Genomic DNA, 13,648 nt, shown 5'->3' on the forward strand with positions numbered 1-13,648 from the left:
CCAACTATTTTGCCGCAGGTGCCGATGCTATGGTGCTCGTTGGGCTGGCTAGTTGATCAAAGACACCCCCATCTTTGAAGTATTTGGTCATGATATCCGTCCAGCTGCCAAATTCGGCATTCGGACTAAAGGTGGTAAGCGCGGGTAATTTATCTTGATTTTTAGCCAGTACCGCCGCGTCGCTTGGGCGCAGGTATAAATCTGCCGCCAATTGCTGGGCAGGCTCGCTCCATAAATAATCAAGATACGCTTTCGCTGCGTCGTTGGTGCCTTTTTTATCGGTCACTGATTTGACAATCGCCACGGGGTTTTCTGCTGATATAGTGTAGCTTGGATAGACAATTTGCACATCGCCTTTACCAAACTGTTTAACCGCGAGATTGGCTTCGTTTTCAAAGGTGACTAACACATCGCCAATTTGACGTTGTAAGAACGTGGTAGTCGCCGCACGCCCACCATTTTCATACACCGGCACGTTTTTGAGCAACTCTTTGACAAAGTTTTTGGTTTTGCTTTCATCTTTATTAAAACTATGTAAGCCGTAGCCATATGCGCCTAAGAAAGCATAACGCCCATTACCCGTGGTTTTTGGGTTGGCAAGGACGATTTGTACGCCTGGTTTTGCCAAATCAGACCAGTCTTTGATTTGTTTTGGGTTGTCTTTACGCACCAAAAACACGATGGCACTGGTATAGGGTACTGCTTTATTTGGGAATTGGCTTTGCCAATCTTGCGCCACCAAGCCTTTTTTCACCAACAGCTCTATATCTGAGCCTTGGTTCATACTCACCACGTCCGCTTGCAGACCGTTGGCAACTGCGAGCGCTTGTTTGCTAGAGCCGCCATGCGATTGCTGGATATCAATGGTTTTGCCCTTATTTTTGGCTTCGTAGTCTTTGATAAACAGGGGATTGTAGCTTTTATAAAAGTCACGAGCGACGTCATAGGAGACATTGAGCAGTTTGATACCGCCTTTATCGCTCGCACCTGTATTTGATTGCGTGGCGGCTTGACCTGAAGCGGCTTGTTGGTCTTGCTGGGTGGGCGCACGTGAACAGCCCGCTAGACTCACGCCTAATAACGCTAGACTTGATAGCACAGCTACGGTTTTGTGTTGAACCTTAGTTTTTTTTTGAAAATTAACAGTCATCATGGTCACCCCTCATCTCAATGTATAAAAATCAATATATAATGTTAAATTCATTCATACTATTTTACAAAAAAAGCGTCGTCAAGCAAAAACAATATTATTCCTTATCCATATTCCACTTCTGAATATTACATCATAAAATATAATGTAATATTTAAAATTAAAAATTTAGCAAATTAAATCCCATTCGCATCACACCTAAATCACAAATGTCACGTTGTCAGTTTTATCATTTTCGCCTACAATTTTATTTTTAGTTAACAAGAATTCGCCATGGCAAAAGCTTCCAAAACCGTTATCAAATCAATTGAAGATCAGCTCGCACGACTGGATTTGCAAACCATCCCATTAAATCAGGCTGATGACGTATTTCTGGCGCTGCTTGACGATGATAAGCCTGACAATAAAACAACTGCAAAGCGTGGCAGTGTTGATAACTTAAACGATTATGACTTTAGCGAACAATTAGCCGTTCAAGATCGCGATAGCCAACTACAACAGGCGTTAAGCGATACTGTATTGTCACTGAGTGATTATCTATCCGCTGTGCAGTTGGTGATTAGTGAAACGTTTGCCCATACCGTTTGGGTGAAAGCTGAAATCCGTAGTCTGTCAGCCAAAGGCGGTCACTATTATTTTGAATTGGCGGATAAAGATATGGATGGCAAAGTCACCGCCAGCTGCCGCGGCACGCTATGGCGTGGTCAAGCAGCTAAAGTACTGTCAAAGTTTGAAAAAAACACTGGCATGAGCCTTGAGCGAGGCTTGAATGTATTACTCAAAGTCTCAGCCACATTCCATGCCCAATATGGCTTTTCGCTAAACATCGCCGATATCGACCCCACCTACACATTGGGGGATTTGGCAAAGCAATACCAAACGATTTTAACCAGACTGCATGAAGAAGGGCTGCTCGATCTCAATCAATCGCTCCCCATGCCGTTTGATATTGAGCATGTGCTCGTCATCGCCCCTGAAAAAGCCGCTGGGCTGGGCGATTTTCGCGCGGATGCCGATAGGCTTGCCAGCACAGGGGCTTGTATTTTTCATTATGAGCACGCCACTTTTCAAGGCAATCATGCACCACAAGAAATACGCCAAGCCCTCATTAAAGGCATGAAAAATCTGAGCAAGCAGCATATTACCGCAGATTTGATAGTGATTATCCGAGGTGGTGGCGCGGTGGGCGATTTGGCTTATCTCAATGATTACGAACTTGCCGCGCTGGTGGCGGAGCAGCCGATACCGGTATGGGTCGGCATTGGTCATGAGCGCGACCGCGTCATGCTAGATGAAGTGGCACATCAAAGTTTTGATACCCCATCCAAGGTTATCGCAGGTATTCGCAATCATTTGCTCACTATTACCCAGGGTGCCAAACAACACTTTTTGACCATCGAGCAAATTGCCAAGTCCAGCATCTTGCAGGCACGCCGTGATAGCGAACAACAACTCACCAAGATACAATCGGCAGCGCAGCGACAATTATCTGCCGCTAAACTTGCCATGGACAACCAATTTGTACAGATTCGCCAACTTGCCTATCAACAAATCACCACGGCTCGTCAATCGACCAACCAACTGCGTGAGATGACATTGTTACAGCATCCGTCAACCGTATTAACCCGTGGCTATGCGATTATCAGAAACTCGCATCCTGCATCAAATACGGTGATGACTTCGATTGCCCAAGCTGAACCCAATTCAACCATAACCATTGAACTACAAGATGGCTATCTACAAGCCACTGTCAATGCCAAACACCCAAAAAACTGACCTATCCATCAACAGGAATAATCATGACCGAGCCAACCGATTTTAAAAGCGCCTATGAGGTGTTAAAAACAAATGCACAGCTGTTGCAAAATAGCCAAGAGCCTAACATCGACGCGCTGATGGCCATTGTAGCGCAGTCCATCGACGCCTATAAAGTATGCCAAGCGCGGATTGATGCCGTCGAAGCTTCGCTTAATCAAGCATTTGAAACAGACTAAGTTTCAATCAAGTAGAAAAGCAGAATAAAAAGCCACTATCGAAGAATAATGGCTTTTTTATGTTGGGTATGCCTTAAATTTCTACTTTGGCACCCATTTCTACCACATTGTTACTAGGAAGTTTTAGAAATTCAGCGGCGGTGCCGGCATTACGGTGCATATGGGCAAACAATTTTTCACGCCATAACGCCATACCTTTGATGCTCTCAGATGCCACCACCGCCTCATGGGATAAGAAATAACTTACCTTGGCAGGATCGAAATCAAAGTTAAATTGCTGAATGTGTTTGAGCGAATCTGGGACATCAGGGTCATTTTTAAAGCCAAAATTGAGCACCACCTTCCAGCAATTGTGTCCCAAATAGGTCACTTCACTACGCTTGCTGAGACCCACCCAAGGGGTTTCTAAGGTATTCACAGTGACAAAGATATTGTACTCATGCAAGCATTTATTGTGCTTTAAGTTTTGTTTCAACGCCACAGGTACGATATCGACTTCAGAGACCATAAATACAGCAATGCCTTTGATTTTTTTGATATTTTCAAAGAGCACTTGGCAGCGCTGATTGATTAAGATTTTCTCCTGCAGTACCGCTTGCTGATTTTGCAGCTCTTGGATATTTTCAAGCGGCGCGTTTTCAATATCTTGGGTCAACTTTTCTAATTTGCCTTGCGTCGACTCCAAGGCTATTTGTAAGCGTTTATTGGTAAAACTACCAAATAAGTCATCTAAGAAATTTTTTAAGTTAATTTGTCTTGTGGTATGGGCAATTCTCACCAAGTTACGCCCATCTCGCCAAGTCATCATTAACACAAACATGACGCCCCCTAACAACAATGGGAACCAGCCGCCTTTGAACAATTTGAGCAGATTTGACGCCCAAAACAAGAAATCCACCACAAAGAACAATGAAGTCGCGGCAATACACAGTAGCAATGGGTATTTCCACGCATAGCGAATTACAAAGAAGGTCAATATCGTGGTAATCAGCATATCCGTACAAACCGCAATACCATAAGCGGCCGCTAACGCACCCGATGATTTGAACATCACCACAGCAAACGCAATGGCGATAAATAAGCCCCAGTTAATCGCTGGAATATACACCTGACCCACTTCTTTAACATTGGTATACACAATACGCATACGCGGTAAAAAGCCCAGTTGCACCGCTTGTTTGGTGATACTAAACGCCCCAGAAATCAGCGCTTGTGACGCAATCACTGTCGCTAAGGTTGCCATCACCACCATGGGAATACGCATGGCATCTGGAATCATCAAAAAGAAGGGATTGGATTTGCCATCAGGATTGGCGAGTAAAAATGCGCCTTGACCAAAATAATTGAGCAGCAAGGCGGGCATGACAATGGAAAACCAAGCGATACGAATGGGTTTTTTGCCAAAATGCCCCATATCGGCATACAAGGCTTCACCGCCTGTCACACATAACACAACTGCCCCCAAGATGATAAAGGCGAGTGTCGGATTGGTCATCACAAACTGATAAGCATAGATGGGATTGATGGCCTGCAAGATTTCGACATTGTGCTGAATATGATAAACCCCAATGCCAGCAATCAACAAAAACCATAGCACCATCACAGGTCCAAATAGCTTGCCGATACCTTTGGTACCAAATTTTTGCACAAAAAATAACAGGAACAAAATGGTCAGCGTCGCAGGGATTACCACACTATGCAGCCGCGGCGATACCACCGTCAAACCCTCTACTGCCGATAGCACCGAGATGGATGGGGTAATCACCCCATCACCATAAAACAAGCAAGTACCAAATATCCCCATGGTCATGATGATTGCGTGCAATTTTGGGCGATGTTTCACCGCGCTTGATGCCAAGGCGAGCATCGCAATCAGACCGCCTTCCCCTTTATTGTCGGCGCGTAGCACCAACGAGATGTACTTGAGACTGACGATGATGGTGATAGTCCATACAAATAACGACAGCACCCCATAGATATTGGCAACGTTAAAGGCGACATGACCAGAATTAAAAACTTCTTTTACTGAATACAGTACACTGGTACCGATATCGCCATAAACGACCCCGATTGCCCCTAACGTGAGTGCAGGAACCGAGGTTTTAGCATGTGCTTTACTCATAAATTAACGACGCAATTTGATAAGATGGATTATTATAAGTCGAATTATAAAATTGCGGTTAAATTTTATTTTGTAACCAAAGTTATCTATGTACTTGACGATAGTAACATTTTATCAGCGTTAATTTGAGCACAGTAACTTAAACCCTTATTTTTAATGATGAAACGGCGGTTTGGCAAGCCAAATCATACCAATCAATAATAAGAACACCAAACCAAATACATAAAAGACCTCATTCGAGCCAATAATCAGCGCCTGTTGGTTAATATTTTGGTTGATAAGCGCCAACGTTTGCTCATAACTCATGCCAGACGCTTGCAGGCTTTTTGACCACGCGTCAAAATTGGAATTTTGGGTGATACTTTCGGTCAAATAAGTATGCGCATGATTGCTGCGTCGTTCCCACACAGTCATCACCATTGAAGCGCCAATCCCGCCCGCCAAGGTTCTCACAAAGGTGAAAATCCCTGTCGCTGCCGCCATTTTATCATGCGAAATGTTGGAGAGCGCAATGGTGGTTAGTGGCATAAAAAACATGGCAGTACCCAGTCCTTGGATAAACTGCGGCCAAAACACATCCCAAAACGTCATCTGCGGATTAAAATCACTTCGCCATACAAAGGTGGCACAATAGATTAAAAAACTTAACGTCACCAAGATGCGCATATCGATGTTTCGCGCGTATTTACCGATTAAGGGCGTCAACAATACCGGAAAAATACCAATCGGTGCCGCTGCCAGACCTGCCCAAACCGCGGTATAGCCCATGGTTTGCTGCAGCATGACGGGCAATAGCACAATGGCGCCCATATATAGCAAAAATGCCAAGCTAATCACCAATGTGCCAATGGTAAAATTGCGGTCTTGAAAAATCGACAAATCAATAATCGGATGTTCTTCGCCGCGCTCCCAAAGTATCAAATAACTCAAACATAAAACGCTAATGATGGCTAAAGCAATGATTTCAGGGGAAGCAAACCAATCGAGCTCACGCCCACGATCCAAGAAAAACTGCAGTGCACCCACCCCGACAATCATTAAAACAAGGCCTACTTTATCAATATCGGTCTTGATGACAGGCGTTTCGCGGTTTTTAAGTTGTTGCCATGCCAAAATAATGGCGACAATACCAATCGGAATATTGATAAAAAATATCCAGCCCCAGTGATAATTATCGCAGATATAGCCGCCCAAAATCGGACCTAATATCGGCGCGGTGACGACCACCATAGCAAATAACCCAAGCGCCATCGCCCGTTTTTCAATCGCAAAAGACTGTAATAATAGGCTTTGTGCCAGTGGAATCATCGGGCCTGCTACTGCGCCTTGCGCTACCCTGGCAATAATCAGCATCGTCAAACTATGTGACACCCCACATAGCCATGAACAAAACACAAATAAACTTGCCGACACCAAAAACACTTTGACCGAGCCATACTGACGAGCTAACCACCCTGTGAGGGGAATAGATATCGCGTTGGAAACGGCAAACATGGTAATCACCCATGTACCTTGCGAGGTCGCCGCGCCCAAATCCCCTGCGATGGTCGGTAATGCCACATTGGCAATGGTCGAATCAAGCACCATCATAAACACCGCCATCGATAGCGCAAATGTCACAATCGCAAGCGGCATCCCTGATAAAGGCGCGGGTTGATTTAGCTGACTACGGGCTCGACTATCAGCTGCTGGCTGCTTGGTATCCATAGTGGGTGAAATTGCTTCCGCCATTTTTCACCTCATGATTGGTTTTGCTGGATGATTTGTTGGATAATTTTGGTCGCACCTGACATATCGACTTGCGGCTGCAGCTGCGCAACCGGTTTGGTGCTAGCGGTCGCGGTAGCCACCTGCGGTTTGCCTTGTTGGTCTCGGCTATCAAGCTCGGCATGCATACTTAGCCCCACGCGTAGCGGATGCTGTTGTAATTCTTTGCTATCGAGTGCAATTCGTACAGGCAGACGCTGGGTGACTTTAATCCAGTTACCGGTGGCGTTTTGGGCAGGCAAAACCGAGAACGCACTGCCCGTCCCTGCTGACAAGCCAATCACTTTGCCATGATAAATAACTTTTTTACCATAGATATCTGATGTTAAATTCACCGCTTGACCTAGGTGAATGTCTTTAATTTGACTTTCTTTAAAATTGGCATCGACCCACAAATCATGTAACGGCACAATCACCATCAAAGGCGTGCCTGCACTGATTTTTTGACCCAATTGCACACCGCGTTTGGCAATTTGCCCATCGATGGGTGCTACAATTTGGGTACGGTTGAGATTGAGCCAAGCGGTTTGGATATTCGCCATCGCGGTTTGCACCGCAGGTTGTGATAGCACATCATTTTTACCCAAATTGGCGATTGTCACATTGCGCTGCGCTTGGGCAGTCACAACGGCAGAGCGGGCGGTGGCTTGCTTGGCAACTGCCGCATCGAGCTGGGCTTGGGCTTTTTTGACAGTGTCGGCAGCATGCTGGACTTCTTCTTGCGATACCGCTTGACTTGCCATCAAAGCGGCGCGGCGTTGATAGTCAGATTGTGCCGCAAGCAGCGCAATTTTGGCCGATTCAATTTGCGATTGCACTTCATTCATCGCAGTTTGCGCTTGCGAGATATTGACATCAGCTTGTTGAATGGTCGCGGTTTGGGTTTTGTACTGTCTGATTGCTGTGCGCAATTGTGCTTTGGCGGTTTCAAGGGCTAAGCCATTATCCGCTTGGTCTAACGCCACCAAGGTTTGCCCGGCTTTAACCATATCCGTGTCATTGACCCCAATTGCTGTCACCGTCCCCGATATTTGCGCGTTGATTTGTACTTGGTTGCCGCTCACATAGGCGTCTTCGGTACTGACTTGATAGCGCCATTGGGTAAAGTATAGCCATAACGTCACCGCAGCAATCGCTAAAACAATCAAGGTAAATAACAATAGGTTTTTTTTACGTTTGGATTTGGCAGGGCGTTGGGTTATGTTATGCGTAGGTTCTAGTGTAGGTGCTGTTTCAGGGCTATCATCAACCCCAGTCGGCATGGTTTCAGCCATTTTTTCGTCCTTATCGCTAAACTTGAGTGGCAAAATCTAAAAAATCCGACGGTTGACAGACGGATTTATGCTAGAAAATAGCTCGATTATGTAATTTAATATGCTTAATGGGTGGCAATATAAAACTATCCTAAACAGCCTTCAAGCATCAAATAAAACATAAATGTTGCATAAGAATACAGTTAGGTAGATAATGTTGTTTATTGTAAAAATTTTGCGCAATTCGTGCGATTGCTAAAATTTAAAGGCTAAGACATAAAGCGTAAGATAAAGAGTGTAAGGATACGAAAAAGCGATGAACGAAAATGATTTACGGGTCATTAAGACTGAACAACATATCGAGCAAGCTTTCCTAGCATTACTTCAGCAGAAACCTTACCGCGCCATCACGGTGCAAGATATTTTAGATACTGCAGCGATTAATCGCTCAACCTTTTATCGCCATTACGCCAGTAAAGAGGCGTTGGCAGAGAAAATGGTGAGTAGTTTTCGCCAAGTGTATGAGAAGTTCTTAACTGAACGCTTTAGTGTCGCCAGTCAAGAAAATTTACTGATGTGTTTGGAACAATTTTGGGCGTTTATTCACGCGCAAAAACAACGCATACTGGCTTTTTGGCAAATCAAAACCCCCAATATTCATTTATATGATGATATGTATGCGTTAATCAAACAAAATTATATTGAGCATGCCAAGCGCCATGGGCGCCCAGGCGACTTAGATTTTCAAGGGCATACGTATGCAGGGATTATATTAAATAATTTAAGTTACTGCCTGCAGCAAGACCACCAAATGTCACTCGATGATATTCGTAGCAATATACAACTGATGATGCAGACAGTGTCTATACAGTAATCTCTCATCATCATAATCTGCAGTAGCCTCGATGTCCTCATTAAACATTAGTTAAACCGCACTTAAGCCAGATTTAAGATTTTTTACCGACTAAATCAATCACCCAAAGCTCCGCTTGCGAGCCCAGCCGAAACGGCACCCCCCAAAAACCATACCCCGAGCTTACAATCACATCGGTATTATTGATACGTTCATAGCCGTAACCCAAACGGTTGATAAATTTGACAATGAAATTGGCAGGAAATATTTGCCCATTATGGGTATGTCCAGACACTTGCAAATCAATCGGTAATTGTACGTTTTGTTCAATCTCATTGGGCTCATGGTCAAGTAAAATAATCGGCTTATCGGTACTTGACGGCATTAAGTCCTTGGTCGCTTTACGATAACTGGCATGATTATCCAGTCGCCCTACCAACCAAAGCTGGTTATCAACCAACACTTTTTCATCTGCCAATAAGGTGATATTGGCTTTTTGGATCGCATCACGAATCTCGCCTTCATGCCCATACATATCATGATTGCCTAGCGTGGCGTACGCGCCCATTGGCACTGCACTTGCTAGTTGCTGCAGCGCAGGCTGCATATTTTGCGAGGTATAATAGTCAACATTATCATCCATGATATCACCAGGCATCAGCAGCAGTTGCACGTTCTGTGCTTTTACCATATCGGTTAATTTGCCGCTCACCGACCATTAGACCCAAATGCAAGTCTGAAACCATCCCAATCCGAATCGGTTTGGCAAGTGGCTGATTGGCAGTCAAGCTGATATGACGAATGGTGGGTGTATAAGCATTATAAATACCTATCAACACCATGCCAAAAAACACCAGCGGCAACAACATGCGTTCCCCGTAGGTTTGATAACTCACGGAATTAAAAAATTGCGGGGCAACTTTCATCAGCACCAGATTGATAATGCCCACCGCCACCATCGACATGATGACAAACCACAAAATAGTCAGCCAAGTCATAGACAGCTTAAGCCCAAAGCTCGTCAATCGTGCGATGCCAAATACCAATAACGCATTACTTATCACAAATAGACTAATCATCAAATAGCGAGAAGAGCGATCGGATAACCAAGACCCTGCCCACCACTGCAGCCCCCGCCCCGCGCCATAAGTAAACAATTCAAACAACAATACAATGACGGTCAGAAATATCCAACGCATACCAGCCCCAAATTTTTGATAAGTAAAGGTTATATAAAGAATGTTTGTGAATTTACAATGTGACTTTATCTATTAAAGCCAATCAGTGAATTTGAAAAAATCAACTAATATAACTTAGGCATTAAAAAACCCAACTTACGAGAATAAGTTGGGTCTTTGGATATCGGCTCATCCGATAACGGTATTGTGGCAGGTTTATTGATTTTTAACAAGCAATAAATTTGTTATAATAACGCTTTTGGCACTTTTAAAAATTATGACTTATTCAACTGCTGTTAATTTATCTGATATTGCGAGCCCTGCCCAAACCCGCGTCATTGTGGGGATGTCAGGGGGCGTTGATTCTTCTGTCACCGCCGTTTTGCTCAAACAAGCGGGCTTTGACGTTGAAGGCTTGTTTATGAAAAACTGGGAAGAAGATGACGGTACCGAATATTGTACCGCCATGACTGACCTTGCTGATGCGCAAGCGGTCGCCGATAAAATCGGCATTAAACTGCATACCGCCAACTTTGCCATGGAATATTGGGATCGCGTATTTGAGCATTTTTTGGCGGAATATAGCGCTGGTCGCACCCCAAACCCTGATATTTTATGCAACAAAGAAGTCAAGTTTAAAGCCTTTTTGGATTATGCGTTAACTTTGGGGGCGGACTATATTGCCACCGGTCACTATGCACGCCGCGGTTTTAGCGATGAAAATGGCAAAGCACCACTGCTGCGCGGACTTGATAACAATAAAGACCAAAGCTATTTTCTGCACGCGGTGGCAGGCGATAAAATCGCCAAAACCTTGTTCCCTGTGGGTGAGTTAGAAAAACCTGAAGTACGCCGTATCGCCGAGCAATATGATTTAGCGACAGCGAAGAAAAAAGACTCTACGGGTATTTGCTTTATCGGCGAGCGACGCTTTAAAGACTTTTTACAGCAGTATTTGCCCGCTCAAAAAGGCGATATCTATACCGATGATGGCAAAAAAATCGGCACCCATGATGGCTTAATGTATTACACACTCGGTCAACGTGGCGGTATTGGTATTGGTGGGGTCAAAGATAGACCTGAAGAACCTTGGTTTGTGTTGTACAAAGACTTGGATAATAATCGCCTGATTGTCGGCCAAGGCCATGACCATCCGATGTTACAATCCAGTGAATTGACTGCCTATAAACTTGACTGGGTGGTTAATGCACCAACCCAACTGTTTACTGCCCAAGGTTATCGCTGTACCGCCAAAACGCGCTATCGTCAGCCCGATCAAGCCTGTACAGTTTTTGCCCTTGATGAAACGGGTGACACCATAAAAGTGGTGTTTGACGAGCCACAGCGTGCGGTAACACCCGGCCAGTCTTGTGTATTTTACCAAGATGACATTTGTTTAGGTGGTGGCGTGATTCAAACCATCGATGCCCCTACTAGCCTAGCTGAAGTTTAAAGTTTAAAGTTTAAAGTTTAAAGTTTAAAGTTTAAAGTTTAAAGTTTAAAGTTTAATATACACTAAGATACAAACAGCGCAAATTGATACCATTTGCGCTTTTTTTATACCCTGTTGATTAAGAAAAGTTCGCGACTAAGCGTTTGTTCCACCCTGCTTTTCTTCGTAAATAACCGATTGCCCAACAGCCAAGATAAATCACAAATGAAATGGTAGTGATATAAGGTGAAATCGGCAGTCCAGGTCCTAACGATAGTAATATGCCGCCGACCCCAGCGGTGATGGCAAACAGCATGGAGAACAAATAGACATAGATAGGTCTAGCCGTCACTTGACTTGCCGCTGCGGCAGGCGTGATGAGTAACGATAATAACAGCAATGCACCGACAAACTGCACACTCACCGCCACCACAAGACTCAGTGCAAACATAAATAGCAAAGATAAAAATGTTAAATTTAAATGCTGCGCTTGGGCAACTTGTGGGTCGACCGCGGCAAATAACATGCGCTGACCAAATATGGCAATGATTGACAGTACAATCACCGCGACCACTAACATCGACTGCAATTCAGCGGGCGTAATTGCAACAATTTGCCCGGTTAATAAGCCAAATTTATTGGAGGAGCGACCTTGATACAAGGATAAAAACAACACCCCCAGCCCAAGCCCGAATGGCAACAAAATACCCACCACTGAGTTGCGGTTTTTGCCATCAATCCCCATGACCCCCAGCACCATGCCAGCCGTCACCGCCCCAATGACGGCGCCTAGCGTCACTGAAGACCCTAACCATAAGGCACACGCCGCCCCTGCAAACGACAGCTCTGCTGTCCCATGCACGGCAAACGCCATATCCCGTGCCTGTACCATCGGTCCAATGAATCCCGCCATCACACCCAACAATACCGCGGCCACGATGGACGTTGATACCAAGGGCAACAGCTCAGCAAAGTTATCAAAATTGATGATGGTATGTAGCCAAGTTGTGAGCAGCATGTAAATTCCAAAAGTTAAAAAACCATCGAATGTGATGGCTTGTTTTTGATTGAAGCAAATAAATTAGCGAAATCGATTGATTAAGTCGATACCACCGAGGTTGGCAGTCGCATTTTCAAGGCGCAGCACTTTATCTACCAAAGGCATAATCGGCTCGAGTTCATGGCTAATCATCAAAATCGCGGTATGATGTGCTTGTTTGCGATGGGCTAAAATATCACTGACCACATACTGGCTTGCCACATCAAGGCTCAGTAGCGGCTCATCCATCAACAAAACATCAGGCTCAGCGACCAAGGCTTGGGCGATACGCATGCGCTGCTGCTCACCACCCGAGAGCATGGTAAGCGGCGCATCACAAAATGACTCACCGCCAACTTCCGCAATGGCTTTATCCACCAAATATTTTTTTTGTTTTGCCGTCTGCCAAAAACCGCCCAAGGTTTTTTTGGGGCTAAATAGACCAAACAGATAATTTTCCCCATCTAGCCCTAGCTGCACCAAGTCCCTACCCCGAATCGGTAGTTTTGGCGCAAAGTCTTTGAGCTGAGGCACATAGCCCACTCGAATATCTTTGCCAAGCGTGATTGAACCACTTGAAAGTGGCACAAGTTTGAGTAAACTTCGCAGTAGTGTGGTCTTGCCTGTCCCGTTGGCGCCGAACAATGCCACAAATTCACCCGATAAAATCGAAAAATTGACATCCTGCCATAGCAGACGTTGTCCAAAGTGCATACTGCCATCTTTGACTTGCAAAACGACTTGCTGTGATTGGGGCAGTTTGACAAACGATTGGCAATGAATAGCCTGCGCAAACTGCCTCTCACTAGGGGGTATTTTGGTGGTTGACATGGGCATGGTGGCTACTTCTTCATCCTAAC

General features: G+C 44.8%; 12 protein-coding genes. 4 read left to right on the top strand and 8 right to left on the bottom strand.

The genetic code is table 11. The features are described 5' to 3' along the window. Positions 1-4: 4 nt before the first annotated feature. Positions 5-1,153 (bottom strand): sulfate ABC transporter substrate-binding protein, encoded by a 1,149-nt coding sequence (locus LAJ61_RS00115; protein ID WP_409034971.1) that lies wholly within the window; start codon positions 1,151-1,153, stop codon positions 5-7. Positions 1,154-1,423: 270 nt separating this feature from the next. Between LAJ61_RS00115 and xseA the strand changes: the two genes are divergently transcribed. Both xseA and xseB read left to right on the top strand, forming a co-directional pair. Next, entirely contained in the window at positions 1,424-2,926 is a 1,503-nt protein-coding gene (gene xseA / locus LAJ61_RS00120; RefSeq protein WP_224053999.1) for an exodeoxyribonuclease VII large subunit, read from the top strand. Between the two features lie 23 nt (positions 2,927-2,949). Then, on the top strand, positions 2,950-3,144 hold the full coding sequence (gene xseB, locus LAJ61_RS00125) for an exodeoxyribonuclease VII small subunit (protein WP_224054000.1): 195 nt from the start codon (positions 2,950-2,952) through the stop codon (positions 3,142-3,144). Positions 3,145-3,217: 73 nt separating this feature from the next. On the opposite strand, the gene LAJ61_RS00130 is transcribed toward xseB, so the two are convergent. The 3 genes from LAJ61_RS00130 to LAJ61_RS00140 form a co-directional block, all read right to left on the bottom strand. Continuing rightward, on the bottom strand, positions 3,218-5,266 hold the full coding sequence (locus LAJ61_RS00130; RefSeq protein ID WP_224054001.1) for a potassium transporter Kup: 2,049 nt from the start codon (positions 5,264-5,266) through the stop codon (positions 3,218-3,220). Positions 5,267-5,419: 153 nt separating this feature from the next. Then, positions 5,420-6,997 (bottom strand): DHA2 family efflux MFS transporter permease subunit, encoded by a 1,578-nt coding sequence (locus LAJ61_RS00135; protein WP_310586015.1) that lies wholly within the window; start codon positions 6,995-6,997, stop codon positions 5,420-5,422. A gap of 8 nt (positions 6,998-7,005) precedes the next feature. Next, positions 7,006-8,307 carry an HlyD family efflux transporter periplasmic adaptor subunit gene (locus tag LAJ61_RS00140; RefSeq protein ID WP_224054002.1) on the bottom strand — a complete coding sequence of 434 codons (1,302 nt, stop codon included), beginning with the start codon at positions 8,305-8,307 and terminating at the stop codon, positions 7,006-7,008. Between the two features lie 295 nt (positions 8,308-8,602). Here LAJ61_RS00140 and LAJ61_RS00145 point away from each other — a divergent pair, with 295 nt between their 5' ends. Next, the gene (locus tag LAJ61_RS00145; RefSeq protein ID WP_224054003.1) at positions 8,603-9,160 is read left to right on the top strand and encodes a TetR/AcrR family transcriptional regulator; all 558 of its coding nucleotides are present in this window, start codon (positions 8,603-8,605) and stop codon (positions 9,158-9,160) included. A gap of 73 nt (positions 9,161-9,233) precedes the next feature. On the opposite strand, the gene LAJ61_RS00150 is transcribed toward LAJ61_RS00145, so the two are convergent. Together LAJ61_RS00150 and LAJ61_RS00155 are read right to left on the bottom strand one after the other, a co-directional pair. After that, positions 9,234-9,851 carry a metallophosphoesterase gene (locus LAJ61_RS00150; protein ID WP_224054004.1) on the bottom strand — a complete coding sequence of 206 codons (618 nt, stop codon included), beginning with the start codon at positions 9,849-9,851 and terminating at the stop codon, positions 9,234-9,236. Continuing rightward, the gene (locus LAJ61_RS00155) at positions 9,787-10,338 is read right to left on the bottom strand and encodes a hypothetical protein (protein WP_224054005.1); all 552 of its coding nucleotides are present in this window, start codon (positions 10,336-10,338) and stop codon (positions 9,787-9,789) included. Before LAJ61_RS00155 ends, LAJ61_RS00150 begins: the two co-directional genes overlap by 65 nt. Positions 10,339-10,594: 256 nt before the next feature. Here LAJ61_RS00155 and mnmA point away from each other — a divergent pair, with 256 nt between their 5' ends. Further along, positions 10,595-11,770 (top strand): tRNA 2-thiouridine(34) synthase MnmA, encoded by a 1,176-nt coding sequence (gene mnmA / locus LAJ61_RS00160; protein ID WP_224054006.1) that lies wholly within the window; start codon positions 10,595-10,597, stop codon positions 11,768-11,770. A gap of 118 nt (positions 11,771-11,888) precedes the next feature. Here the strand turns inward: mnmA and LAJ61_RS00165 are convergent, their stop codons facing one another. After that, positions 11,889-12,767 carry a metal ABC transporter permease gene (locus LAJ61_RS00165; RefSeq protein WP_224054007.1) on the bottom strand — a complete coding sequence of 293 codons (879 nt, stop codon included), beginning with the start codon at positions 12,765-12,767 and terminating at the stop codon, positions 11,889-11,891. Positions 12,768-12,830: 63 nt separating this feature from the next. Further along, positions 12,831-13,625, bottom strand: coding sequence for a metal ABC transporter ATP-binding protein (locus LAJ61_RS00170; protein ID WP_224054008.1), 795 nt, complete (start codon positions 13,623-13,625; stop codon positions 12,831-12,833). Between the last annotated feature and the right edge of the window lie 23 nt (positions 13,626-13,648).

Origin of the sequence: Faucicola osloensis (assembly GCF_020041925.1) — a bacterium.
GTDB classification, from domain to species: Bacteria; Pseudomonadota; Gammaproteobacteria; order Pseudomonadales; family Moraxellaceae; genus Faucicola; species Faucicola osloensis_D.